The organism is Pilimelia terevasa, from assembly GCF_014647915.1.
Lineage (GTDB): Bacteria > Actinomycetota > Actinomycetes > Mycobacteriales > Micromonosporaceae > Pilimelia > Pilimelia terevasa.
This window is the reverse complement of record NZ_BMQC01000005.1, coordinates 33,378-57,610: the sequence shown is the minus strand read 5'-3', so window position 1 is coordinate 57,610 and position 24,233 is coordinate 33,378. Positions and strand designations below refer to the sequence as shown.

22 protein-coding genes are annotated in these 24,233 nt (G+C 74.9%); 17 read left to right on the top strand and 5 right to left on the bottom strand.

The features are described from left to right. Positions 1-45: 45 nt before the first annotated feature. From IEY75_RS08655 to IEY75_RS08625, 7 genes are all read left to right on the top strand, one after another. On the top strand, positions 46-315 hold the full coding sequence (locus IEY75_RS08655; RefSeq protein ID WP_189113725.1) for a hypothetical protein: 270 nt from the start codon (positions 46-48) through the stop codon (positions 313-315). After that, positions 312-2,993, top strand: coding sequence for an alanine--tRNA ligase (gene alaS / locus IEY75_RS08650; RefSeq protein ID WP_189113724.1), 2,682 nt, complete (start codon positions 312-314; stop codon positions 2,991-2,993). Before IEY75_RS08655 ends, alaS begins: the two co-directional genes overlap by 4 nt. 7 nt (positions 2,994-3,000) lie before the next feature. After that, positions 3,001-3,462 (top strand): Holliday junction resolvase RuvX, encoded by a 462-nt coding sequence (gene ruvX, locus IEY75_RS08645; protein WP_189113723.1) that lies wholly within the window; start codon positions 3,001-3,003, stop codon positions 3,460-3,462. Beyond that, positions 3,459-4,634: an endolytic transglycosylase MltG gene (gene mltG / locus IEY75_RS08640; protein ID WP_189113722.1), complete on the top strand. Its 1,176-nt coding sequence runs from the start codon at positions 3,459-3,461 to the stop codon at positions 4,632-4,634. The genes ruvX and mltG overlap by 4 nt, the downstream gene beginning before the upstream one ends. Then, the gene (locus IEY75_RS08635; protein ID WP_189113721.1) at positions 4,631-5,500 is read left to right on the top strand and encodes a shikimate dehydrogenase; all 870 of its coding nucleotides are present in this window, start codon (positions 4,631-4,633) and stop codon (positions 5,498-5,500) included. The genes mltG and IEY75_RS08635 overlap by 4 nt, the downstream gene beginning before the upstream one ends. A 111-nt stretch (positions 5,501-5,611) precedes the next feature. Further along, a complete protein-coding gene (aroC, locus tag IEY75_RS08630) occupies positions 5,612-6,787 on the top strand; it encodes a chorismate synthase (protein ID WP_189113720.1) in 1,176 nt (391 codons plus the stop codon). After that, positions 6,784-7,290, top strand: a complete 507-nt coding sequence (locus IEY75_RS08625; RefSeq protein WP_189113719.1) for a shikimate kinase — start codon at positions 6,784-6,786, stop codon at positions 7,288-7,290. The genes aroC and IEY75_RS08625 overlap by 4 nt, the downstream gene beginning before the upstream one ends. Positions 7,291-7,373: 83 nt before the next feature. Here the strand turns inward: IEY75_RS08625 and IEY75_RS08620 are convergent, their stop codons facing one another. After that, positions 7,374-8,192, bottom strand: a complete 819-nt coding sequence (locus tag IEY75_RS08620; RefSeq protein ID WP_189113718.1) for an NAD(P)H-binding protein — start codon at positions 8,190-8,192, stop codon at positions 7,374-7,376. Beyond that, entirely contained in the window at positions 8,189-10,450 is a 2,262-nt protein-coding gene (locus IEY75_RS08615; RefSeq protein ID WP_189113717.1) for an ATP-binding cassette domain-containing protein, read from the bottom strand. Before IEY75_RS08615 ends, IEY75_RS08620 begins: the two co-directional genes overlap by 4 nt. Before the next feature lie 170 nt (positions 10,451-10,620). Here IEY75_RS08615 and IEY75_RS21265 point away from each other — a divergent pair, with 170 nt between their 5' ends. Further along, the gene (locus IEY75_RS21265; RefSeq protein ID WP_189113716.1) at positions 10,621-11,481 is read left to right on the top strand and encodes a TetR/AcrR family transcriptional regulator; all 861 of its coding nucleotides are present in this window, start codon (positions 10,621-10,623) and stop codon (positions 11,479-11,481) included. 22 nt (positions 11,482-11,503) lie between these two features. On the opposite strand, the gene IEY75_RS08605 is transcribed toward IEY75_RS21265, so the two are convergent. Further along, a complete protein-coding gene (locus tag IEY75_RS08605) occupies positions 11,504-12,283 on the bottom strand; it encodes a LamG-like jellyroll fold domain-containing protein (RefSeq protein ID WP_189113715.1) in 780 nt (259 codons plus the stop codon). Positions 12,284-12,303: 20 nt separating this feature from the next. Continuing rightward, complete coding sequence (locus IEY75_RS08600; protein WP_189113714.1) at positions 12,304-13,044, bottom strand: LamG-like jellyroll fold domain-containing protein; 741 nt, start codon at positions 13,042-13,044, stop codon at positions 12,304-12,306. Between the two features lie 84 nt (positions 13,045-13,128). Between IEY75_RS08600 and aroB the strand changes: the two genes are divergently transcribed. From aroB to nusB, 4 genes are all read left to right on the top strand, one after another. Next, positions 13,129-14,199 carry a 3-dehydroquinate synthase gene (gene aroB / locus IEY75_RS08595; protein ID WP_189113713.1) on the top strand — a complete coding sequence of 357 codons (1,071 nt, stop codon included), beginning with the start codon at positions 13,129-13,131 and terminating at the stop codon, positions 14,197-14,199. A 119-nt stretch (positions 14,200-14,318) separates the two neighbouring features. Then, positions 14,319-14,750, top strand: coding sequence for a type II 3-dehydroquinate dehydratase (gene aroQ, locus IEY75_RS08590; RefSeq protein ID WP_189113920.1), 432 nt, complete (start codon positions 14,319-14,321; stop codon positions 14,748-14,750). 121 nt (positions 14,751-14,871) lie between these two features. Further along, positions 14,872-15,429, top strand: coding sequence for an elongation factor P (efp, locus tag IEY75_RS08585; RefSeq protein WP_189113712.1), 558 nt, complete (start codon positions 14,872-14,874; stop codon positions 15,427-15,429). Positions 15,430-15,452: 23 nt separating this feature from the next. Next, positions 15,453-15,863, top strand: coding sequence for a transcription antitermination factor NusB (gene nusB, locus IEY75_RS08580; RefSeq protein WP_189113919.1), 411 nt, complete (start codon positions 15,453-15,455; stop codon positions 15,861-15,863). A 75-nt stretch (positions 15,864-15,938) separates the two neighbouring features. Here nusB and bldD read toward each other — a convergent pair whose 3' ends face one another. Further along, positions 15,939-16,427: a transcriptional regulator BldD gene (gene bldD / locus IEY75_RS08575; protein WP_189113711.1), complete on the bottom strand. Its 489-nt coding sequence runs from the start codon at positions 16,425-16,427 to the stop codon at positions 15,939-15,941. A gap of 379 nt (positions 16,428-16,806) precedes the next feature. Here bldD and pyrR point away from each other — a divergent pair, with 379 nt between their 5' ends. Genes pyrR through carB form a run of 5 tightly spaced genes read left to right on the top strand, consistent with a single transcriptional unit; the run spans position 16,807 to position 24,163 of the window. Then, positions 16,807-17,400, top strand: a complete 594-nt coding sequence (gene pyrR, locus IEY75_RS08570) for a bifunctional pyr operon transcriptional regulator/uracil phosphoribosyltransferase PyrR (RefSeq protein ID WP_268244338.1) — start codon at positions 16,807-16,809, stop codon at positions 17,398-17,400. Then, positions 17,397-18,341, top strand: a complete 945-nt coding sequence (locus IEY75_RS08565) for an aspartate carbamoyltransferase catalytic subunit (protein WP_189113709.1) — start codon at positions 17,397-17,399, stop codon at positions 18,339-18,341. Before pyrR ends, IEY75_RS08565 begins: the two co-directional genes overlap by 4 nt. Then, the gene (locus tag IEY75_RS08560; protein ID WP_189113708.1) at positions 18,338-19,654 is read left to right on the top strand and encodes a dihydroorotase; all 1,317 of its coding nucleotides are present in this window, start codon (positions 18,338-18,340) and stop codon (positions 19,652-19,654) included. The genes IEY75_RS08565 and IEY75_RS08560 overlap by 4 nt, the downstream gene beginning before the upstream one ends. After that, positions 19,645-20,781 carry a glutamine-hydrolyzing carbamoyl-phosphate synthase small subunit gene (gene carA / locus IEY75_RS08555; protein WP_189113707.1) on the top strand — a complete coding sequence of 379 codons (1,137 nt, stop codon included), beginning with the start codon at positions 19,645-19,647 and terminating at the stop codon, positions 20,779-20,781. Before IEY75_RS08560 ends, carA begins: the two co-directional genes overlap by 10 nt. Continuing rightward, positions 20,774-24,163, top strand: coding sequence for a carbamoyl-phosphate synthase large subunit (carB, locus tag IEY75_RS08550; RefSeq protein ID WP_189113706.1), 3,390 nt, complete (start codon positions 20,774-20,776; stop codon positions 24,161-24,163). Before carA ends, carB begins: the two co-directional genes overlap by 8 nt. Positions 24,164-24,233 lie beyond the last annotated feature (70 nt).

Sequence of the window (24,233 nt, the reverse complement as noted above, 5' to 3'; positions counted from 1 at the left end):
CCCGGCGCCCGGCGTCGGCGACCCGAACAGATCGAGGAGTGACCCGTGAAGCGGATGCTGTGGCTGGGGATCGGCCTGGCGGTCGGCGCGCTGGTGGTACGCAAGGTCACCCGCAGGGCGCAGGCCTTCACCCCGCAGGGGATCGCCGGCGCGGTGGCGGGGTCGGCGGAGAACGCGGTCGGCGCGGTGCGTAGCTTCGTGGACGATGTCCGCGCCGCGATGGCGGAGCGGGAGGCGGAGATCCACTCCGCGTTCGCCGAGGGCACCGTCGTGCCGGACGCGGATCCGGCGTGGTCGGAGGAAGGGCAGCGATGAAGACAGCGGAGATCAAGCGCCGGTTCCTGGCGCACTTCGAGGCCAACGGGCACACTGCCGTGCCCAGTGCCCCGCTGCCGGCCATCGAGGACCCGAACCTGCTGTTCATCAACGCCGGCATGGTCCAGTTCGTACCGTACTTCCTCGGCCAGCAGGCCCCGCCGTGGCAGCGGGCGGCCAGCGTCCAGAAGTGCATCCGCACGCCGGACATCGACGAGGTCGGCAAGACGTCGCGGCACGGCACGTTCTTCCAGATGAACGGCAACTTCTCGTTCGGCGACTACTTCAAGGAGCGGGCGATCCCGCTGGCCTGGGAGCTGTCGACCAACGCCGTCGCCGACGGCGGCTTCGGCCTGGACCCGGAGCGGATCTGGGCGACGGTGTACCTCGACGACGACGAGGCCGTCGACATCTGGCTCGCCACCGGCCTGCCGCGGGAGCGGATCGTGCGCCGGGGCAAGAAGGACAACTACTGGCACATGGGCATCCCCGGCCCGGCCGGCCCGTGCTCGGAGCTGTACTACGACCGCGGCCCCGCCTACGGCCCCGACGGCGGCCCGGAGGTCGACGAGGACCGGTTCCTGGAGTTCTGGAACCTGGTCTTCATGCAGGTCGAGATCGCCAACGTCGCCAGCAAGGAGACGTTCGACATCCTCGGCGACCTGCCGGCGAAGAACATCGACACCGGCATGGGCCTGGAGCGCATGGCGTCGATCCTGCAGGGGGTCGACAACATGTACGAGATCGACGAGGTCAGGCCGGTCCTGGCCCGCGCCGCGGAGCTGACCGGCCGCAGCTACGGCACCCGCTCGGGGCAGGCGGCGCACGAGTCCCACCCCGACGACGTGCGGCTGCGGGTGATCGCCGACCACGTGCGGACCGCGCTGATGCTGATCGGCGACGGCGTGACCCCCGGCAACGAGGGCCGCGGCTACGTCCTGCGCCGGATCATGCGCCGGGCGATCCGGTCGATGCGGCTGCTGGGCTGGCAGGACCGCGCGCTGCCGGAGCTGCTGCCGCTGGCCCGCGACTGCATGGCGCCGTCCTACCCGGAGCTGCGCAGCGACTTCGACCGGATCAGCAGCTACGCGTACGCCGAGGAGGATGCGTTCCTGTCCACGCTGCGCGCCGGCACCACGATCCTGGACGTCGCGCTGGGCGAGACCAGGGCCGCGGGCGGTACGGCGCTGCCGGGCCAGAAGGCGTTCCAGCTACACGACACCTACGGCTTCCCGATCGACCTGACCCTGGAGATCGCGGCCGAGCAGGGCCTGAGCGTCGACCAGGAGGGCTTCCGGGCGCTCATGGCCGACCAGCGGGCGCGGGCGAAGGCGGACGCGAAGGCGCGCAAGACCGGGCACGCCGACCTGTCGGTGTTCCGCGCGGCGCTGGACGCGCACGGCCCCACCGACTGGGTGGCCTACACCGACCTGGAGACCGAGTCGCGGATCCTCGCGCTGTGGGCCGACGGCCAGCCGGCGGCGGCTGCCCGGGCCGGCGACCTCGTGTCGGTGGCGCTGGACCGCAGCCCGTTCTACGCCGAGTCCGGCGGCCAGGAGTCCGACGCCGGGGAGCTGACCGGCCCGGGCGTGCGCGCCGAGGTGCTCGACGTGCAGCGCCCCATCAAGGGCCTGGTGGTGCACCAGGTGCGGGTCCTCGACGGCACGCTGGCGCTGGACGACCGGGTGCACGCGCGCGTCGACCCGGAGTGGCGGCTCGGCGCGCGGCAGGCCCACTCGGGCACCCACGTCGTGCACGCGGCGCTGCGCCACGTGCTGGGCCCCGCGGCGCTGCAGTCCGGCTCGTACAACCGGCCCGGCTACCTGCGCCTGGACTTCTCCTGGCGCGGCGCGCTGTCGGAGGCGACCCGCTCCGAGGTGGAGGAGGCGGCCAACGCCGCGGTGCGGCGGGACCTGCCGGTGGCCGTGAAGTACATGACGCTGCCGGAGGCCCGTGAACTGGGTGCGCTGGCGCTGTTCGGCGAGACGTACGACGAGACCGTGCGCGTGGTGGAGATCGGCGGCGAGTGGTCGCGGGAGCTGTGCGGCGGCACCCACGTGCAGCACGCCGCCCAGATCGGCCCGCTGGCGGTCACCGGCGAGGCGTCGGTCGGCGCCGGCCAGCGCCGGGTCGAGGCGGTCGTCGGGATCGAGGCGTACCGGTACCTGGCCCGCGAGCGGGACCTGGTCGCGCGGATCGCCGAGCAGCTCCGGGCCCCCCGCGAGGAGCTGCCGGACCGGATCGCCGCCATGGTGGCCCGGATGAAGCAGGTCGAGAAGGAACTGGCCGAGCTGCGCGCGCGGGAGCTGCTGGGCGCGGCGGCGTCGGTGGCCGCCGGTGCCCGCGACGTCAACGGGGTGGCGTTCGTCGGCACCGAGGCGCCCGAGGGCACCGCGGCCAACGAGGTGCGGACCCTGGCCCAGGAGATCCGCGGCCGGATCGACGCGTCGCGCCCCGCGACGGTCGCCGTGGTCGCCCGCGCGGGCGAGAAGGCGTCCCTGGTCGTGGCGGTCAACGCCGCCGCCCGGTCCCGCGGCGTCTCGGCGGCGGACCTGGTGAAGGCCGTGCTGTCGGGCCGCGGCGGCGGCAGCGCCGACCTCGCCCAGGGCGGCGGGGTGCCCGCGGCCGAGGCCACCGCGCTGGTGTCCGCGGTCGAGAAGGCACTCGCCGGGGCCTGATTCCTCGATGTCTGGCTTATCGCGCGGAGTCCGGTTGGGCGTGGACGTCGGCCGGGTGCGGATCGGGGTCGCCGCGTGCGACCCGGACGGCATCCTGGCCACGCCCGTGCGCACGGTCGCCCGGGAGACCGCCCCGCCACCGGACAAAGTGCCTGCCGATATGGTGGAAATCGGGTGCCTGGTCGCGGAGTACGAGGCCGTCGCCGTGATCGTCGGGCTGCCCGTGGCCCTGTCGGGGCGGCCCGGGCAGGCGGCGAACGAGGTCACCGCGTACGCCCACCGGTTGGCTGAGGTGATCTCTCCCGTGGAGGTCCGCATGTCCGACGAGAGGATGTCAACCGTCGTCGCTACTCGTAGGCTGGCCGAGCGGGGCGTGCGGGGCAGGCGGCAGCGCGCGGTGGTCGACCAGGCCGCGGCGGTGGAGATTCTGCAAGGCTGGCTCGACAACCAGCGGAGGCGGACACGATGATCGACGAACTCGGACTGGCGTACGAGGACGGCGACCGGGGCCGGCACCGGCGCTCGGCGGAGTCGCCGCGCCGCCGGGGGCGCACGGTGATCGCCGCGGTCGTGGCGGTCCTGCTGCTGGCCGGCCTGGGCGGCGCGGCGTACTGGGGGCTGGACCGCGCCCTCGGCTTCTTCTCCGCGCCCGACTACGCCGGCGGAGGCGCCGACGAGGTGGTCGTCGAGGTCCGGGACGGCGACACCCTACGGCAGATCGGCGTCACCCTGGTCAAGGCCGACGTGGTCAAGAGCGACGAGGCGTTCGTCGAGGCGGCCGAGGACAACGCCCGCAGCGAGAACATCCAGCCCGGCTTCTACACGCTGCGCCGCCAGATGCGCGCCAAGGACGCCGTGGCCCTGCTCGTCAACCTGGACAACCGCGTGGTCAAGGGCGTCGCGGTCCGGGAGGGCCTGTCGGTCGTGCAGACCTACCAGGTGCTGTCGAAGGCGACCGGCATCCCGGTGGCCAAGTTCCAGGCCGCCGGCAAGGACCCGAAGAAGCTCGGCGTCCCGGACTTCTGGTTCACCCGGACAGACAAGACCAAGGCCCGGCCCTCGCTGGAGGGCTTCCTGTTCCCGAAGACCTACGAGTTCCCGCCCAACGCCACCGCCGAGAGCATCCTGCGGGCGATGGTGGCCCAGTTCCTCCAGGAGGCCGAGGCGATCGACTTCGTCACGACGGTGGAGAAGGAGCGCGGGGGCATCAGCCCGTACGAGGCGCTGGTCGTCGCCTCGCTCGCCCAGGTCGAGGCCGGCGTGCCTGGAGACCTGGGCAAGGTCGCCCGGGTCGCCTACAACCGGGCGTACGGCGGGTCGTTCCCGTGCGGCTGCCTGGAGATGGACGTCACGGTCAACTACTGGCTCGAACTCAACGGCAAGCCGACCAAGGCGTCCAAGGACATGACCGTCGCCGAACTCGACGACCCGCGCAACCCGTACAACCGGAAGCTGCGCGGCCTGCCGCCGAGCCCGATCGACAACCCGGGGGCCGCGGCGCTGCAGGCGGCGATGTCCCCGCCCGTGGGCGACTGGCTGTACTTCGTCGCCATCGACAAGAAGGGCAACTCGGCGTTCGCCACGACCCTGGCCGAGCACGAGAAGAACCAGGCGACGGCGCGCGCCAACGGCGTCCTGTGACCGCGCGCCGCGCGGCGGTGCTCGGCCATCCGGTCGGCCACTCGCTGTCGCCGGTGCTGCACCGTGCCGGGTTCGCCGCGGCGGGGCTCGACGGCTGGACGTACGACGCCGTCGACTGCCCCGCCGGCGGCCTGGCCGCCCTGCTCGGGCGCTGCGGCGGCGAGTGGGCCGGCTTCTCGGTGACGATGCCGCTGAAGGAGGAGGCGCTGGCCTGCGCCGACGGCGCCAGCGCGACGGCCCGGCTGGCCGGGGTGGCCAACACGCTGGTCCGGCGGGGGGCGGGCTGGTACGCCGACAACACCGACGTGACGGGGATGACGGCGCTGCTGGGCGCCGGTGCCCCGGCGTCGACCCCGCGGGGGCGGCCGGCGGTGGCCGGGTCCGGGGTGGTGACGGGCACCGTGCTGGGCGCGGGGGGTACGGCGCGGGCGGCGCTGGTGGCGCTGGGCCGGGCGGGGGTCGGCGAGGTCGCCGTGGTGGCCCGCCGCGCCGCGGCGGTGCGGGCGCTGGTGCCGGTCGCCGAGGCCGTGGGCGTACGGCTGCGGGCGGTGGCCTGGGGCGAGGGCGCGGACCACCTCGGCGCCGACGTCGTCGTGTCGACGGTCCCCGCCGGTACCGCCGACGGGCTGGCCGCGGCCGCCCGGTGGCGGCCGGGCGCGGCGTACCTCGACGCGCTGTACGCGCCGTGGCCGACGCCGCTGGCCGCCGCGGCGGCGGCCGCCGGGCTGGCGGTGCTCTCCGGCCTGGACCTGCTCTACGCCCAGGCTCTCGACCAGTTCGCCCACTTCACCGGCCTGCCGGCCCCGGCCGCCGCGATGCGCGCGGCCCTGCACGCCGCCCGCCCCGCCTGGCCCGCCACTTCCTGACCTCGAACGCCGCCGGGCCGGCGCGCCCGCGGCGGCTGCCGCGCGGAGGCGGTGGGGGGTGGCTCACGGGCGCGGGGTGGCCTGGGAGACTTGGGGGGAAAGGGGTGGGACATGCGTTGGATGACCGCGGGTGAGTCGCACGGACCGGCGCTGGTGGCGATCCTGGACGCCGTACCGGCCGGGGTGCAGATCACCAGCACCGAGATCGCCGACGAGCTGGCCCGGCGCCGGCTCGGGTACGGCCGGGGTTCGCGGATGAGCTTCGAGCGCGACGTCGTCGAGATGGTCGGCGGCGTCCGGCACGGGCGCACCATGGGCAGCCCCGTCGCCGTCCGGGTGGCCAACTCCGAGTGGCCGAAGTGGGAGACGGTCATGGCGGCCGACCCCGTCGACCCGGAGATCCTCGCCGGCCTCGCCCGCAACGCGCCCCTGACCCGCCCCCGCCCCGGCCACGCCGACCTGGCGGGGATGCAGAAGTACGGCCACGCGGACGCCCGGCCGATCCTGGAGCGGGCGAGCGCCCGCGAGACCGCCGCGCGCGTCGCCGTCGGCACCGTCGCCAAGGCGCTGCTCCGCCAGGCGCTCGGCGTCGAGATCGTGTCGCACGTGGTGGCGCTCGGCGCGGTCGCCGTCCCCGACGGCGCGGCCCCCGGCCCCGGCGACCGGGCGCGCGTCGACGCCGACCCGCTGCGCTGCGCCGACCCGGCGGCCAGCGCCGCCATGGTCGCCGAGGTCGACGCCGCCAAGGAGGACGCCGACACCCTCGGCGGCGTCGTGGAGGTCCTGGCGTACGGGGTGCCGCCGGGTCTGGGCAGCCACGTCCAGTGGGACCGCAAGCTGGACGCGCGGCTGGCGATGGCGCTGATGTCCATCCAGGCGATCAAGGGCGTGGAGATCGGCGACGCGTTCACCCAGGCCCGGTCCCGGGGGTCGGCCGCGCACGACGAGATGGAGCCCTCGCCCGCGGGCGTCCGGCGGCGCACCGACCGCGCCGGGGGGCTGGAGGGCGGGATGACGACGGGCCAGCGGCTGCGGGTCCGGGCGGCGATGAAGCCGATCTCCTCGCTGAGCCGGGCTCTGGCCACCGTGGACATCGCCACGGGCGCGCCGGCCGCGGCCATCCACCAGCGCTCGGACGTGTGCGCGGTACCGGCCGCGGCGGTGGTCGCCGAGTCGATGGTGGCGCTGGTCCTGGCGGAGGCGGCGACGGAGAAGTTCGGCGGCGACTCGGTGGCCGAGATCAGCCGCAACCTGGCGGCGTACCGGGCGAACCTGGTCATCGCGTGAGCGGCCCGGTCTGCGTGCTCGTCGGGCCGCCCGGCGCCGGGAAGTCGACGGTCGGGGCGGCGCTGGCCGCGGCGCTGGGACTGCCCTACCGGGACACCGACGCCGACGTCGAGGCCGCCGAGGGCCGCCCGATCCCGGAGGTCTTCGTCGACGACGGCGAGGCGTACTTCCGGGAGCGGGAGCGGGCGGCGGTGGCCGCGGCGCTGGCCGGGCACGCGGGAGTCCTGTCGCTGGGCGGCGGCGCGGTGCTGGACGCGCGGACCCGGGCCGCGCTGGCCGGCCACCCGGTCGTGTACCTGTCGGTGGACCTGCCCGACGCGATGTCCCGCATCGGCCTCGGGTCGGGCCGCCCGCTGCTCGCCGTCAACCCGCGCGCCACGCTGCGGCACCTGCTGGAGCTGCGCCGGCCGCTGTACGCCGAGGTGGCCGCGCACACGGTCCGCACCGACGGCCGCACGCCCGAGCAGATCGTGGCGGAGGTCCGCGCCCACCTCGGCCGCTGAGCCCGCCAGCGGCCGGAGAAAGCAGGTGCGTGCCGCCGCCGCGCAGACCGCCGCCCCGTGGCCGGCGGCGTGCGCGGCGGCGGTCAGCGCGCCGAGGCCGGCGCGCGGGCGAAGACCGCCGCGTGGGCCCGCGCCCAGTCCGCCAGGGTCGTCGGCGCGGGCACCAGCGTGCCCAGTACCGGCGACACCGGCTGCGGATGCGCGACCAGGCTGCCCACGGTCGCCACGTACCAGCCGGCGTAGGGTCCCATGACCGGACGCAGGACCTCGGCCGCCTCGGCGGGGGCGACCTCGCGGTACTCCAGCGGGCGGCCCAGCGCCCCGGCCAGCTCCCGCAGGCGGTCCCGGCGGCTGAGCGCGGCCGGCCCGGTCAGCAGCAGGGACCGGCCGGCGTGGCCCGGCTCGGTGAGCACCCGCGCGGCCACCGCCGCAATGTCGGCCATGGCGACCGGGGAGTTGACGGCCTCGGGGTGCGCGTCGCGGACCGTGTCCCCGCCGCGGAGCTGCGGCGCCCACATCGCCACGTTCTCGATGAACTCGCCCGGCCACAGGTGCGTCCAGGACCCGCCGCCGGCCTCGACCGCCCGCGCCACCGGGTGCCACTCGCTGCCGGGCTCGCCGGACAGGTCCACCACGTGCCGGACACCGGCCGCGCGCGCCGCCGCCACCGTGGCCGCGGCCGTGGCGGACTGCGGCGCCAGGTACATCGCGTCCACGCCGGACAGCGCCCGGCCCAGTGTCGCCGGCTCGGTCACCCGGCCGCGGAGCACCTCGACCTCCGGCGGCAGGGCCGCCGCGGCCGGGTCCCGGGTCAGCGCCCGCACCGGGGCGCCGAGGGCGCGCAGGGCGTCCACCACCAGCCGGCCGACGCTGCCGGTGGCGCCGGTCACCAGGACGGTCATGCCCGCGCCCCGAGCCGCTTGCGCAGGTGCCGGCCGGTCGGGGTGTCGGCGTCGGCGAGGTCGGCGGGCGTACCGGCGAACACCACCGACCCGCCGTCGTGCCCGGCGCCGGGGCCGAGGTCGATCACCCAGTCCGCGCGCGCGACGACGTCGAGGTGGTGCTCGATGACCACCACGGTCCGGCCGCCGTCGACGATCCGGTCCAGCAGCGCGACGAGCTGGGCCACGTCGGCCATGTGCAGGCCGGAGGTGGGCTCGTCCAGGACGAACGTGTCGGCGGTGCCGGCCAGGTGGACCGCGAGCTTGAGCCGCTGGCGCTCGCCGCCGGACAGCGTGTGCAGCGGCTGTCCGAGGGTCAGGTAGGGCAGGCCGGCGTCGACGAGCCGGTCCAGCGCCGCCCGGACCGGCCGCTCGGTGAAGAAGTCCCGGGCGGCGGCCACGGGCATGGCCAGGACGTCGGTGATCGTCGCCCCGCGCAGCGGGTAGCCGAGTACCTCGGCGGTGAACCGCCGGCCCTCGCACCCCTCGCACACGCTGGCCACGCCGGTCATGAACGCCAGGTCGGTGTAGATCACCCCGAGGCCCTTGCACTCGGGGCAGGCGCCGGCGGAGTTGGCGCTGAACAGGGCCGCCGGTACGCCGTTGGCCTTGGCGAACGCCTTGCGCACGCCGTCGAGCAGTCCGGTGTACGTGGCCGGGTTGGACCGGCGGGAGCCGCGGATCGCCGACTGGTCCACGACGGTGACGTCGGCGGCCCGGGGCAGGTAGGTGTGGACGAGGGTGCTCTTGCCGGACCCGGCGACGCCGGTGACGGCGGTCAGGACGCCGGTGGGCACGTCCACGGTGACGTCGCGCAGGTTGTGCCGGCGCGCGCCGGTGATGGTGACCGCGCCGGTGGGCCGGCGGACGGCCGCCTTCACCTCGGTGTGCCGTTCGAGGTGGTCGCCGGTGCGGGTGCCGGCCGCGCGCAGCCCCGCGGCGTCTCCCGCGTAGACGACGCGCCCGCCCGCGGCGCCCGCGCCGGGGCCGAGGTCCACGATGTGGTCGGCGATGGCGATCACCTCGGGCTTGTGCTCGACCACGAGCACCGTGTTGCCCTTGTCCCGGAGCTGGCGCAGCAGGCCGTTCATCCGGTCGATGTCGTGCGGGTGCAGGCCGACGGTCGGCTCGTCGAAGACGTACGTGACGTCGGTCAGGGGCGAGCCGAGGTGGCGGACCATCTTGACCCGCTGCGCCTCGCCGCCGGACAGCGTGCCGGCGGGCCGGTCCAGGGACAGGTAGCCCAGGCCGATCTCCGTCAGGTTGTCCAGGCTGGCCCGCAGGGCGGCGACCAGCGGCGCGACCCGCGCGTCGGAGAGCGTGCCGAGCCACTGCGCCAGGTCGCTGACCTGCATCGCGGCGCAGTCGGCGATGGAGCGGCCGGCGATCCGGCAGGACCGGGCGGCGGCGTGCAGGCGGGTGCCGGCGCAGTCCGGGCAGGCGGCGAACGTGGCCGCCCGCGCGACGGCGGCGCGGATGTGCGGCTGGAGGGTCTCGACGTCCCTGCCCAGGTGCAGCCGGCTGATCTTCGGGATGAGGCCCTCGTAGGTGAGGTTCATCGTGCCGATCCTGAGCTTGGTCTCCGGGCCGCGCAGCAGCCGCTCCCACTGGTCCCCGGTGTAGTCGTCCAGCCTGGTGTCGGGGTCGAAGTAGCCGGACTCGGCGAAGATTTTCCAGTACCACGAGTCGACGCCGAAGCCCGGGTAGGTGATGGCGCCCTCGTTCAGCGACAGCCGCCGGTCGACCAGCGCGTCGACGTCGACGTCGGACACCTGCCCGCCGCCCGCGCAGCGCGGGCACATGCCCTGCGGGTCGTTGAACGAGAACAGGTGCGCGCCGCCCAGGTGCGGCTCGCCGGCCCGGCTGAACACGAGCCGGAGCAGCGCGTAGGCGTCGGTGGCGGTGCCGACGGTACTGCGGGAGTTGGCGCCCATCCGCTCCTGGTCCACGACGATGGCGGCGCCCAGGTGGCGCAGCGAGTCGACCTCGGGCCGGGCCTGCCGGGGCATGAAGGACTGGATGAACGCGGTGTACGTCTCGTTGATCAGGCGCTGGGACTCGGCGGCGATGGTGCCGAAGACGAGGCTGGACTTGCCGGAGCCCGACACGCCGGTGAAGACGGTGAGGGCGCGCTTGGGGATGTCGACGTCGACGCCGCGCAGGTTGTTCTCGCGGGCGCCGCGGACCTCGATGTGACCGTACGGGGACGCTGTGGACACGGGGCACCTTCCGCCGGAAACTGTTTACGCTGTAATATGTTAGCACGTTACTTTACGCTGTAAAGAGTTCTCTGGCGCGGCCGGTGCCCGCGGTGTGGAAAGCTCGGGTCACCCGGCACGCGGCCGGGCGCGGGCGGTCGCGGTGGGCCGCCGGGAGAGGGGAGGTCCGCATGGTCACCTACGTCGGCCAGGGCGATCCGGCCCGGACGATGGCGCTGCTGTGGGGGAGCGCGCCGGCCCCGCCGCGCCGCGGCCCCCGGCCCGGGCTGTCGCTGGAGGAGATCGTCCGGGCGGCCATCGACATCGCCGACGCCGAGGGGCTGGCCGAGGTGTCGATGCGGGCCGTCGCCGCCCGGTTCGGCCGCACGGCGATGGCCCTCTACACGTACGTCCCCGGCAAGGAGGAGCTGCTGGACCTCATGGTCGACCGGGTGCTCGCCGACGCCGACCGCGACCTGCCCTACGCGCAGGGCTGGCGGGCCGCCGCGACGGCCGGCGCGCACGCCTCGTGGGAGTTCCACGTCCGGCACCCGTGGCTGCTCCAGATCTCGGCCACCCGGTCGGTGCTCGGGCCGCACGAGCTGGACTCGTACGAGGCCCAGTCGCGGGTCTTCGCCGGGCTGGGCCTGTCGGGCCTGGACATCACCCGGCTGGTGGGCACCCTGCACACGTTCGTCCGCGGCGCCGCCGCGTCGATGGCCGAGGCGCGGGCCGCCGAGCGGGTCACCGGGATCAGCGAGACCGACTGGTGGACGACCCGCGCCGGCTACCTGGAGTCCATGGTCACCAGCCCCGAGTACCGGGCCCGGTACCCGACCATCACCAGCTTCGAGCCGACCGCCCACGACGTCCCCGACCCCGACGCCCCGTACCTCGAACAGCAGGCCCGCGACACCTTCACCGAGGGCCTGGCGGTCGTGCTGGACGGGATGGCCGCGTTCATCGCCGCCCGGGGCGCCGCCGGCCCGGGGTCCGTCCCCGCGGTACCCCCCGCCGCGGAATCCGCCGCCCAGGGGTCCGCCGCCCCGTGAGCCGCCGCCTGGGCGCCGACGGTCAGCCGATCGTGATCCGCACGTCGTCCAGGTAGCCGTTGAACTGGTCGTTGCGGTCGTGGGTGTTGCGCGCCCCGACGACCAGCGGCGCCGCGTTGGCGACCGACAGCGCCCGCGGGATCGGCGACCGCTGCCGCTGCACCCCGTCGACGAGCAGCACCAGCGCCGTGCGGTCCCGCAGGCACTCGATCCGGTGCCAGACGGAGTCGGCGACGGTCGGGCCGGCGCCCGCGCCGTAGACCTCGCCGGTCCCGGTGCGGAACAGGATGCAGCCCGGGATCCCCCGGGGGTCGAGCTGCATCTTGTACGAGCCGCCGGCGTTGCCGTAGCCCTTGGTGAGCACCACCTGCGGCGTACCGCGCCGGTACAGCGGCAGCTTGACCAGCGCGCTGTACCGGATCGCGGCCGTCCCCGGGTTGAGGTCCGCGGTCCCGGCGGTGGTCAGCGCCGCCTTCGGGCACTCGACGCCGGCCCCGGCGCACGGCCACGGGAAGAGCAGCGCCCGGCCCGGCGCGTGCAGCACCGGCACGGCGCGGCCGCCGTGGCGGGTCAGCGGGCGCAGGGTGTGGCCGTTGCCCGTGGAGTCGCGGTAGGTCATCGGGGCGGCCGCGGAGTCGAACGACCAGCGGGCCACCTGGCGCGGCGCCGCCTGGGCGGGCCCGGCCGGCAGCACGCCGACGGCCGCGAGAGCGGACGCCAGCAGGGCGGCGGCCGCGCCGCGACCGCGGCGGGACGAAGCAGCGCCCGGGGTCAGCACCTTGCCTGTCTGGAATGTACGCATAGGCACATTGTGCGCGCCCGTCAGCCGATGCGGATCCAGACGTGGTCGAGCGCGCCGTGGAACTGGTCGTTGCCGAGCGACACGCCCTTGCCGCCGAGGCGCACGGGGGCGGTGGGGCGGATGGCCAGCCCCGCCGGCACCCGCGCCCGGCCCCGCGGCACGCCGTCGACCCAGATCACCAGCGCCGTCCCCGAGCGGCCGCACTGCACCCCGTGCCACGCGCCGTCGGCCACCGACACCGCCGCCAGCGCCAGGTGGGTCCGGCCCGCCCCGGTGCCGACGACCGCGCAGCTCGGCCGGCCCGCGGCGCCGTCGACCTGGAGCTTGTACTGGCCGCCGCGGTCGGCGTACCCCTTCTGGACGAGGTTCTGCCCCCCGCCGGCCTGGCCGCGGGCCAGCCGCACGAGGCCGCCCCAGCGGATCCGCGCGGTGCCGGGGTTGAGGGACGCCGCGTGCGGGGTCTGCAGAATCGCCCGGGCGCAGGCGCCGGGGCAGCGCGCGGGGAACGCCACGGCGCGACCCGGCGGGCGGCTCACCGCCGCGACCCGGCCGCCGTACCGGGCGACCGCGCGCAGGCCGTGGCCGCCCCCGGAGGAGTCGCGGTACCCGCCGCCCACCGGCGTGTCGAACGACCAGCTCGCCCGCAGCGCCCCGGCCGCCGCCGCGGGACCGCCGCCGGCCACGCCCGCCAGGACCGTCCCCGCCAGAACCGCCCCCGCCAGCGCGGCGCCGGCCGGCGCCCGCCCCCGTAGTGGTCTCATCTCCACGGCATATCCCCGTCCCGGCCGGCGAAACCGGTCGCCCCGGCCCGCATCGCCCGACCGGCCGCATGGTTGGCTGGACCGGTGCGAAGCGTGATCGAGGTGGGCGGCGAGCGCCCGTACGACGTGGTGGTCGGCCGGGGCCTGCTGGCCGACGTCGCGGGGCTGGTGCCGGGGGCGGCGCAGGCCGCGGTGGTGTACGCCGCGCCGCTGGCCGCGCGCGCGGCCGAGGTGGCCGACGGGCTGCGGGCGGCGGGCGTGCGCCCGCTGCCGGTCGAGGTGCCCGACGCCGAGGCGGGCAAGACGGTCGCGGTGGCGGCCGACGTGTGGGACGCCCTCGGCGCGGCCGCCTTCACCCGGACCGACGTCGTCGTCGGCGTCGGCGGGGGCGCGGTGACGGACCTGGCGGGGTACGCGGCGGCGAGCTGGCTGCGCGGCGTGCGGTGGGTGCCGGTGTCGGCCAGCCTGCTGGGCATGGTGGACGCCGCGGTCGGCGGCAAGACGGGCGTGAACACCGCCGCCGGCAAGAACCTCGTCGGCGCGTTCCACCCGCCGGCCGGGGTCCTGGCCGACGTGGACCTGCTGGACACGCTGCCGCCCGCGGACCTGCGCGCCGGCCTGGCCGAGGTCGTCAAGTGCGGCTTCATCGCCGACCCGGCCATCCTGGACCTGGTGGAGGCCGACCCGGCCGCCGCCGTCGACCCGCGCTCGGCGGCGCTGCACGAGCTGGTGGTCCGGGCGGTCCGGGTCAAGGCCGAGGTGGTGGCCGGCGACCTGCGCGAGTCCGGGCGGCGGGAGATCCTCAACTACGGGCACACGCTCGCGCACGCGATCGAGCAGGTGCAGGGGTACCGCTGGCGGCACGGCGACGCCGTCGCCGTCGGCCTGGTCTTCGCCGCCGCCCTCGGCCACCTGGCCGGCAGGCTCGACGCCGAAACAGCCGCGCGGCACGCCCGGACCCTGCGCCTGCTGGACCTGCCGACGACGTACGCCGCCGACGCCTGGCCGCGGCTGCGGCAGGTCATGGCGGTCGACAAGAAGGCCCGCGCCGGGGCGCTGCGCTTCGTCGTCCTCGACGCGCTGGCGGCGCCGACGATCCTCACCGCCCCGCCCGAGTCGACGCTGGCGGCGGCCTACGCCGCTGTCGCCGGCTGAGCCGGCGACCGCTCGGCCGGCGCCCGCCGCGACCCGCCGCGCGCCGGGGCGGGCGGGCGCGGGTGCGGCGGTGGTGTACTGGTGCGACCGGCTGGCGAAGGGTGGACGCGGTGCGCGAGGTGTGGGTACTCAACGGGGTCAACCTCGGGCGGCTGGGGACGCGGCAGACCGACATCTACGGCCTCACCTCGTACGCCGAACTGGCGGCGCTGTGCGAGGCCGCCGGCCGCGCGCGCGGCCTGGCCGTCCGGGTGCGGCAGACCGACGCCGAGCACGAGCTGGTCGGCTGGCTGCACGAGGCCGCCGACGCCGCCGTCCCGGTGGTGCTCAACCCGGCCGCCTGGTCGCACTACTCGGTCGCCGTCCGGGACGCCTGCGCGATGCTGACCGCGCCGCTGGTCGAGGTACACCTGTCCAACATCCATGCGCGTGAGGCGTTCCGGCACCACTCGGTGGTTTCGGCCGTCGCCGCCGGGGTCATCTGCGGGCTGGGCACCGACGGGTACGTCCTGGCCCTCACCCACCTGGCCAACCGGCTCGCCGACGCCTGAAGGCCGGTGCGGCGCGACGGCCGCCGCGGGGCTAGAATTTGGGCCGTTCACGGGCAGCGTCAGACCGTGGCCAGCGACGACTCCGGTCCCATCCCACACGAGCAGGACGGCCCACACAGACATGGCTTCGACCAACGACCTCAAGAACGGCATGGTGCTCAACCTCGACAAGGAGCTGTGGTCCGTCGTCGAGTTCCAGCACGTCAAGCCGGGCAAGGGCCCCGCGTTCGTGCGCACCACGCTCAAGCACGTGCTGAGCGGCAAGGTCGTCGACAAGACGTTCAACGCCGGCACCAAGGTCGAGACCGCGACGGTCGACAAGCGGACCATGCAGTACCTGTACGCCGACGGCGACGACTTCGTGTTCATGGACCTGGACACCTTCGACCAGATCCACATCCCGGGCGCCACGGTCGCCGACGCGCGCAACTACCTGCTCCCGGAGGCCAACGCCACGGTGGCCACCCACGAGGGCGTCGTGCTGTACGTCGAGCTGCCCACCTCCGTCATGCTGGAGGTCACCTACACCGAGCCGGGCCTGCAGGGCGACCGCTCGACGGGCGGCACCAAGCCGGCCACGGTGGAGACCGGCGCCGAGATCCAGGTGCCGCTGTTCATCACCACCGGCGAGAAGGTCAAGGTGGACACCCGCGACGGCCGTTACCTCGGCCGCTCCTGATGGCCGAGGGTCCCCGGGTCCAGATGCCCGCCCGCCGCAAGGCGCGCAAGCGGGCGCTCGACGTGCTCTACCAGGCGGACCTGCGCGACCAGCCGGTCCCCGACGTCCTCGGCGACTACGTCGCCCGGCTGGAGCGCCCGCTGCCGGAGCACCTGGGCTACGCGACCGCGCTGGTCGAGGGCGTGGCGGAGCGGATCGACCGGATCGACGAGGTGATCTCCACCTACGCCGAGGGGTGGACGCTGGAGCGGATGCCGGTGGTCGACCGCAACCTGGCCCGGATCGCCACCTACGAGCTGCTCTACGTCGACGAGATCGACGACGCCGTGGCGATCACCGAGGCCGTCGAGCTGGCCCGGCAGATGTCCACCGACGACTCGCCGCGCTTCCTCAACGGCGTCCTCGGCCGGATCGCCGAGTACGCCACCCGCTGACGGCCCGAGGGCGGCACAGCAGAACGGCCCGCACCGGCTTGCCGGTGCGGGCCGTTCTGGCGATGCCGGGCGGCGTCAGGAACCGAAGAACGCCCGCGGATCGGCGACCAGCACGCCCTGCTCGCTCAGCCGCTCGATCAGACCCGACGGCGAGATGTCGTACACGATCGCCAGCGCGCGCAGGTCGTCGGCGCGGATCGACAGGACCCGGCCGTTGTAGTCGCCCCGCTGCTGCTGGATCGCGCGGGCGTACCGCGCGACGTAGCCGAGGTCGTCGGAGGCCTGGTCGTACAGCTTCTCCAGGTCGAGCACGATCTTGTTGGTGGCCTCCTGCCGGACGCCGCTGCCGTCGGGCAGCAGCTCCGCCACCGGAACCCGGTAGAAGTCGGCCAGTTCGGCCAGGCGGGAGACGGTGACCGCACGGTCGCCACGCTCGTACGAGCCGACGACGACGGCCTTCCAGCGCCCGTTCGACTTCTCCTCGACGCCTTGCAGGGACAACCCCTGCTGCTGGCGGATCGAGCGCAGTCGGGCGCCGAGGGACTTGGCGTACTCAGAGGGCATCGAGTCACTCCCAGTGCTGCCCGGGGTGGGACCCCGGCTAATCACTACGGAGCGTGACGGTACGGGCCGGAGCACAGGAGGTCAAGTGCGCGAGCCAGATCAATGCAATATCGCGTGACGCGCGTCCCCGCCTCCGCCGTCCGGCCGGCATGGGGAGGCCCGTTCGGGGACCATGATCGCCTGCTGCTACCGTGTGCCCGGCTTCGACCGCGACCCGCCACCGGCGCCCCCGGGGGAGGTGCCCGGTCGGCGGGCCGGCGCCGGGCCGGCCGCCGCGTCACCGCGCGTACACCCGGGCACCGCGCCCGGGGCGTACGCGGGGGTGACATACCGACATCCTTTAACGACCCGTCCCGTGAGGCGGGGAAGGAGGTCCGCCTTGGCGTACCCCGAACTCGCCCGCGACCCCGCCGCCCGCGGCGCCGGCAAGGTCATCCTCGCCGCCCCGGAGATCCAGCGCGTGGTCGACCGGCTCGCCCACCAGATCCTGGAGAAGACGGCCGGGGCCCGCGACACCGTCCTGCTCGGCATCCCCACCCGCGGGGTGCCGCTGGCCCGCCGGCTCGCCGGCCGCATCCACGCCTTCGAGGGCGTGCGGGTGCCGGTCGGGGTCCTCGACGTCACCGCCTGCCGCGACGACCGCGGCCTGCGGGCGGCCACCAGCGCGCTGCCGACGGACCTGCCCCCGGGCGGGGTCGACGGCCGGCGGCTGATCCTCGTCGACGACGTGCTCTGCTCCGGCCGGACCGCCCGCGCCGCGCTCGACGCGCTCGCCCAGCTCGGCCGCCCCGCCTCGGTGCAGTTGGCCGTCCTGGTCGACCGCGGCCACCGCGAGCTGCCCATCCGCGCCGACTACGTCGGCAAGAACATCCCGACCGCGCTGCGCGAGACCGTGCGCGTGTCGCTGGTGGAGGTGGACCCGCGCGACGAGGTCCGCCTGCACGGGGATACCCCGCAGGGAGGAGAACAGTGACCACCCATCTGCTGTCCGCCGCCGACCTGGACGCCGCCGCGGCGACCGCGCTGCTGGACCGCGCCGCCGCGTTCGCCGCCGGCACCGGGCCGGACCGCCCGCTGGCCGGCCGGACGGTGGTGAACCTGTTCTACGAGGACTCCACCCGCACCCGGTTCTCCTTCGACTCCGCCGCCCGGCGCCTGGGGGCCGGCGTGGTCGCCTTCGCCGTCAAGGGCTCCAGCGTCGCCAAGGGCGAGTCGCTCAAGGACACCGCGCTGACCCTGCGGGCGATGGGCGCCGACGCGGTCGTGATCCGGCACCCGGCCTCCGGCGCGCCGCACCGCCTGGCCGGCTGGGTCGACGTGCCGGTGGTCAACGCCGGTGACGGCACCCACGAGCACCCGACGCAGGCGCTGCTGGACGCGTACACGATCCGCCAGCGGACCGGCCGCGTCGCCGGCCTGCGGGTGGCCATCGTCGGCGACGTCCGGCACTCGCGGGTGGCCCGGTCCAACGCGATCCTGCTCACCACGCTCGGGGCCAAGGTGACCCTGGTCGGCCCGCCGACCCTGGTACCCCGCTCCGGCCACGTCTACGGCGCCGGCGTCGAGGTCGGCTACGACCTGGACGCGGTCCTGCCCGAGGTCGACGTGGTGATGATGCTGCGGGTCCAGCACGAGCGGATGACGTCCTCGTTCTTCCCGTCGATCCGGGAGTACGCGCGGCGGTACGGCCTGCACGACGACCGGGCCGGGCGGCTGGCCCCGCACGCGATCGTGATGCACCCCGGGCCGATGAACCGCGGCGTCGAGATCGACGGCGGCGTCGCCGACTCGGCCCGGTCCACCATCGTCGACCAGGTCAGCAACGGCGTCTGGACCCGGATGGCCGTCCTGCACCTGCTGCTGGACGGCACCCTTGCGGAGAACGGCACCCGTGCGGAGAGGCGGAGTCAGTGAAGTACCTGATCAGGGGAGCCCGGCTGGTCGGCGGCGAGTGCGCGGACCTGCTGCTGCGCGACGGCGCGGTGGCGCAGGTCGGCACCGGCCTGTCCGCGCCCGACGCCGCGGTCGTCGACGCCGAGGGCCTCGTCGCCCTGCCCGGCCTGGTGGACCTGCACACCCACCTGCGCGAGCCGGGCCGGGAGGACGCCGAGACCATCGAGTCCGGCTCCCGGGCCGCGGCGCTCGGCGGGTACACGGCCGTCTGCGCGATGGCCAACACCGACCCGGTCGCCGACACCCCCGCCCTGGTGGAGCAGGTGTGGCGCCGGGGCCGCGCGGTCGGGCTGGTGGACGTCCAGCCCGTCGGGGCGGTCACCGTCGGGCTGGCCGGCGAGCGCCTGGCCGCCCTCGGCGACATGGCCGACTCGGCGGCCCGGGTGCGGATCTTCTCCGACGACGGGATCTGCGTGCACGACCCGCGGTTGATGCGGCGGGCGCTGGAGTACGTGAAGGCGTTCGACGGGGTCGTCGCCCAGCACGCCGAGGAGCCGCGGCTGACCGAGGGCGCCCAGATGCACGAGGGCGAGGTCGCCGCCCGGATCGGCCTGGCCGGCTGGCCGGCGGTCGCCGAGGAGGCGATCATCGCGCGGGACGTCCTGCTCGCCGAGCACGTCGACTCGCGGCTGCACGTCTGCCACGTCTCGACGGCCGGTTCGGTGGAGATCCTGCGGCACGCCAAGCGGCGGCCGTGGGTCGACCGCGGCCCGGTGCCCCGGCTGACGGCGGAGGTGTGCCCGCACCACCTGCTGCTCACCCACGAGCTGGCGGCCGGGTACGACCCGGTCTACAAGGTCAACCCGCCGCTGCGGACGGCCGAGGACGTCGCCGCCCTGCGGGCCGCGCTGGTCGAGGGCGTCGTGGACGTGGTCGCCACCGACCACGCGCCGCACGCCGGGCACGACAAGGAGTGCGAGTGGGCGTACGCCCGGCCGGGGATGCTCGGCCTGGAGACGGCCCTGTCCATCGTGGTCAAGGTGCTGCGCGAGGCCGACCTGCCCGAGGCGACGGTGTGGGAGCTGGTGGCCCGGCGGATGTCGCGCACGCCGGCCCGGATCGCCGGGCTCGACGCCCACGGCCACGACCCGGCGCCGGGCAGCCCGGCCAACCTGACGCTGGTGGACCCGGCCGCGACCCGCACGGTCGACGCGGGCGGGCTGGCCAGCCGCAGCCGCAACACCCCCTACGCCGGACTGGAGCTGCCCGGCCGGGTGGTCGCGACGTTCCTGCACGGCACCGCGACGGTCCTCGACGGAAAGGCATGTCAGTGACCCACGAAGCGATCCTGGTCCTGGAGGACGGACGCACCTTCGTCGGCGAGGCGTACGGCGCGGTGGGGGAGACCGTCGGCGAGGCGGTCTTCACCACGGCGATGACCGGCTACCAGGAGACCCTGACCGACCCCTCGTACCACCGCCAGGTGGTGGTCCAGACCGCGCCGCACGTGGGCAACACCGGGGTCAACGGCGAGGACGACGAGTCCGACCAGTTCTGGGTGGCCGGGTACGTCGTGCGCGACCCCAGCCCGCGGGCCGCCAACTGGCGGTCCACCGGCGAGCTGGGCGACCGGCTGGCCGCCGAGGGCGTGGTCGGGATCTCCGGCATCGACACCCGGGCGCTCACCCGGCACCTGCGCGAGCGCGGCGCGATGCGGGCCGGGGTGGCCAGCAACGGCACCGACGCCGCGTCGCTGCGCGAGCGGGTGCTGGCCGCGGCGCCGATGGCCGGCGCGGACCTGTCGGCCGAGGTGAGCACCGCCGCGGCCTACACGGTCGCCGCGCAGGGCACCCACCGGTACACGGTCGCGGCCCTGGACCTGGGGATCAAGCGCAACGTGACCCGGCGGCTGGCCGCCCGCGGCGTCACCACCCACGTGCTGCCGGCCTCGTCCACGCTGGACGGCCTGCTGGCCGTCGGCGCGGACGCCGTGTTCCTCTCGCCCGGCCCGGGCGACCCGGCGACCGCCGACGGCCCGGTCGCGCTCGCCACCGAGGTGCTGCGGCGGGGGATCCCGCTGTTCGGCATCTGCTTCGGCAGCCAGATCCTGGGCCGCGCGCTGGGGTTCGGCACCTACAAGCTGGGGTACGGCCACCGCGGCGTCAACCAGCCGGTGCTGGACCGCACCACCGGCAAGGTGGAGGTCACCTCGCACAACCACGGCTTCGCCGTCGACGCGCCGACCGACGCCGCCGCCGACACCGCGTTCGGCCGGGTCGAGGTGAGCCACGTCTGCCTCAACGACGGCGTGGTGGAGGGCCTGCGGGCGCTGGACGCCCCGGCCTTCACCGTCCAGTACCACCCGGAGGCCGCGGCTGGTCCGCGCGACGCCGACTACCTGTTCGACCGCTTCCGCGACCTCATCGAGGGCGCGGGTACGAAGGGGGCCGGGAATGCCTAAGCGCGCCGACCTGCACCACATCCTGGTGATCGGCTCCGGCCCGATCGTGATCGGACAGGCCTGCGAGTTCGACTACTCCGGCACCCAGGCGTGCCGGGTGCTGCGGGCCGAGGGCCTGCGCGTGTCGCTGGTCAACTCGAACCCGGCCACGATCATGACGGACCCGGAGTTCGCCGACGCCACCTACGTCGAGCCGATCACCCCGGAGTTCGTGGAGAAGGTCATCGCCCGCGAGCGGCCGGACGCGATCCTGGCCACGCTCGGCGGCCAGACCGCCCTGAACACCGCGGTCGCGCTGCACGAGGCCGGCGTCCTGGACAAGTACGGCGTCGAGCTGATCGGCGCCAACATCGACGCGATCCGCCGCGGCGAGGACCGGCAGTTGTTCAAGGACGTCGTCCGGGCCGCCGGGGAGCGGGTCGGACTGACCGGGGCACTGGTGCCGCGCAGCCGGGTCTGCCACTCGATGGACGAGGTCCGGTCGACCGTCGCCGAGCTGGGCCTGCCGGTGGTGGTCCGGCCCTCGTTCACGATGGGCGGGCTGGGCTCCGGGATGGCGCACACGGCCGAGGAGCTGGACCGGATCGCCGGCTCCGGCCTGGCCGCCTCCCCGGTGCACGAGGTGCTCATCGAGGAGAGCGTGCTCGGCTGGAAGGAGTACGAGCTGGAGCTGATGCGCGACCGGCGCGACAACGTCGTCGTCGTCTGCGCGATCGAGAACGTCGACCCGATGGGCGTGCACACCGGCGACTCGGTGACGGTCGCCCCGGCGATGACGCTGACCGACCGGGAGTACCAGTCGCTGCGCGACCTGGGCATCGCCGTGCTCCGCGAGGTCGGCGTGGACACCGGCGGCTGCAACATCCAGTTCGCGGTGCACCCGCGCGACGGCCGGCTGGTCGTCATCGAGATGAACCCGCGGGTCTCCCGCTCCTCGGCGCTGGCCTCGAAGGCCACCGGCTTCCCCATCGCCAAGATCGCGGCGAAGCTGGCCATCGGGTACACCCTCGACGAGATCCCCAACGACATCACCCGCAGGACCCCGGCGGCGTTCGAGCCGGCGCTGGACTACGTCGTGGTGAAGATCCCGCGGTTCGCCTTCGAGAAGTTCCCGAACGCCGACGCCGAGCTGACCACGACGATGAAGTCCGTCGGCGAGGCGATGAGCCTGGGCCGCAACTTCGCCGAGGCGCTCAACAAGGCCATGCGCTCGATGGAGACGAAGGCGGCCGGCTTCTGGACGGTCCCGGACCCGGCCGACGCCACCGTCGGCAACACCCTCGACGCGCTGCGGGTGCCGCACGACGGGCGGCTGTACACGGTGGAGCGCGCGCTGCGCCTGGGCGCGACCGTCGACCAGGTGGCCGAGGCCAGCGGCGGGATCGACCCGTGGTTCCTCGACCAGATCGCCGGGCTCATCGCGCTGCGCGAGGAGATCGTCGCGGCGCCGGTGCTGGACCTGCCGCTGCTGCGCCGGTCCAAGCGCTCCGGCCTGTCCGACCGGCAGGTAGCGGCGCTGCGGCCGGAGTTCGCCGGGGAGGACGGCGTGCGCCGGCTGCGGCTGCGGCTGGGCCTGCGGCCGGTGTACAAGACCGTCGACACCTGCGCCGCCGAGTTCGCCGCGGACACCCCGTACCACTACTCCTCGTACGACGCCGAGACGGAGGTGGCGCCCTCGGCCCGGCCGAAGGTGCTGATCCTCGGGTCGGGGCCGAACCGGATCGGGCAGGGCATCGAGTTCGACTACTCGTGCGTGCACGCCGTGATGGCGCTGCGCGAGGCGGCCGGGCTGCGGCCCGGCGGCGGGTACGAGACGGTCATGGTCAACTGCAACCCGGAGACCGTCTCGACCGACTACGACACCGCCGACCGGCTGTACTTCGAGCCGCTGACCTTCGAGGACGTCCTGGAGGTGTGGCACGCCGAGGACTCCTCCGGGCGCGCCGCGGGCGGCCCCGGCGTCGTCGGGGTGATCGTGCAGCTCGGCGGGCAGACGCCGCTGGGCCTGGCGCAGCGGCTCAAGGACGCCGGGGTGCCGATCGTCGGCACCTCGCCGGAGTCGATCCACCTCGCCGAGGAGCGCGGCGCGTTCGGCGCCCTGCTGGCCCGCGCCGGCCTGCGCGCCCCGGCGCACGGGACCGCGACCAGCTTCGACCAGGCCAAGGCCATCGCCGACGAGATCGGCTACCCGGTGCTGGTCCGGCCCTCCTACGTGCTCGGCGGGCGCGGCATGGAGATCGTGTACGACGAGCGCACCCTCGCCGACTACATCCGTCGGGCCACCGAGGTCTCCGGCGAGCACCCGGTGCTGGTGGACCGGTTCCTCGACGACGCGATCGAGATCGACGTCGACGCGCTGTGCGACGCCACCGGCGAGGTGTACCTGGGCGGGGTGATGGAGCACATCGAGGAGGCCGGCGTGCACTCCGGCGACTCCTCCTGCGCGCTGCCGCCGATCACGCTGGGCGCCAGCCACCTCAAGCAGGTGCGCCTGTACACCGAGGAGATCGCCCGCGGCATCGGCGTGCGCGGCCTGCTCAACGTCCAGTACGCCCTCAAGGACGACCAGCTCTACGTCCTGGAGGCCAACCCGCGGGCTTCCCGCACCGTCCCGTTCGTCTCCAAGGCCACGGCGGTGCCGCTGGCCAAGGCCGCCGCCCGGATCATGCTCGGGGCGACCATCGCCCAGCTCCGCGCCGAGGAGATGCTGCTGCCCGCCGCGCCCGCGTACGGCGAGCGCAGCGGACCCGACGGCGGCGACCTGCCGGAGTCGGCGCCGGTCGCGGTCAAGCAGGCGGTGCTGCCGTTCAAGCGGTTCCGCACCCGCGCCGGCAAGGGCGTGGACTCGCTGCTCGGGCCGGAGATGAAGTCCACGGGCGAGGTGATGGGCATCGACACCGAGTTCGGGCACGCGTTCGCCAAGAGCCAGTCCGCGGCGTACGGCTCGATGGCCACCGCCGGCAAGATCTTCGTGTCGATCGCCAACCGGGACAAGCGCGGGATGCTGTTCCCGATCAAGCGGCTCGCGGACCTCGGCTTCGAGATCGTGGCCACCTCCGGCACCGGCGAGGTCCTGCGCCGGCACGGCATTGACTGCGAGGTCGTCCGCAAGCACTACGAGGGCGGCTCCGGCCTGGACGCGGTGACGCTGATCGGCTCGGGCGCGGTCTGCCTGGTGATCAACACGCCGCAGGGCTCCGGGGCGGCGGCGCGCAGCGACGGCAACGAGATCCGCAGTGCGGCCGTGACCGCGGACATCCCGTGCATCACCACGGTGCCCGGCGTGGCGGCGGCGGTCATGGGCATTGAGGCGCTGATCCGCGGCGACCTGACCGTCCGCCCGCTCCAGGACCTGCACGCCAGCCTGCGGGCGACCCCGTGACGGCCCGGACGGGCGGCCGGGTTACGGCCGGGCGGGCGACCCGGTGACGGCGGGCGGCCGCGGTCCGGCT

What these genes read in the sequence shown, in the direction of transcription:
- alaS (WP_189113724.1), top strand. Translation starts at nt 312, where the DNA reads ATGAAGACAGCGGAGATCAAGCGCCGGTTCCTGGCGCACTTCGAGGCC.
- ruvX (WP_189113723.1), top strand. Translation starts at nt 3,001, where the DNA reads ATGTCTGGCTTATCGCGCGGAGTCCGGTTGGGCGTGGACGTCGGCCGG.
- mltG (WP_189113722.1), top strand. Translation starts at nt 3,459, where the DNA reads ATGATCGACGAACTCGGACTGGCGTACGAGGACGGCGACCGGGGCCGG.
- aroC (WP_189113720.1), top strand. Translation starts at nt 5,612, where the DNA reads ATGCGTTGGATGACCGCGGGTGAGTCGCACGGACCGGCGCTGGTGGCG.
- IEY75_RS08620 (WP_189113718.1), bottom strand. Translation starts at nt 8,192, where the DNA reads ATGACCGTCCTGGTGACCGGCGCCACCGGCAGCGTCGGCCGGCTGGTG.
- IEY75_RS21265 (WP_189113716.1), top strand. Translation starts at nt 10,621, where the DNA reads ATGGTCACCTACGTCGGCCAGGGCGATCCGGCCCGGACGATGGCGCTG.
- IEY75_RS08605 (WP_189113715.1), bottom strand. Translation starts at nt 12,283, where the DNA reads ATGCGTACATTCCAGACAGGCAAGGTGCTGACCCCGGGCGCTGCTTCG.
- IEY75_RS08600 (WP_189113714.1), bottom strand. Translation starts at nt 13,044, where the DNA reads ATGAGACCACTACGGGGGCGGGCGCCGGCCGGCGCCGCGCTGGCGGGG.
- efp (WP_189113712.1), top strand. Translation starts at nt 14,872, where the DNA reads ATGGCTTCGACCAACGACCTCAAGAACGGCATGGTGCTCAACCTCGAC.
- nusB (WP_189113919.1), top strand. Translation starts at nt 15,453, where the DNA reads ATGCCCGCCCGCCGCAAGGCGCGCAAGCGGGCGCTCGACGTGCTCTAC.
- bldD (WP_189113711.1), bottom strand. Translation starts at nt 16,427, where the DNA reads ATGCCCTCTGAGTACGCCAAGTCCCTCGGCGCCCGACTGCGCTCGATC.
- carA (WP_189113707.1), top strand. Translation starts at nt 19,645, where the DNA reads ATGTCAGTGACCCACGAAGCGATCCTGGTCCTGGAGGACGGACGCACC.
- carB (WP_189113706.1), top strand. Translation starts at nt 20,774, where the DNA reads ATGCCTAAGCGCGCCGACCTGCACCACATCCTGGTGATCGGCTCCGGC.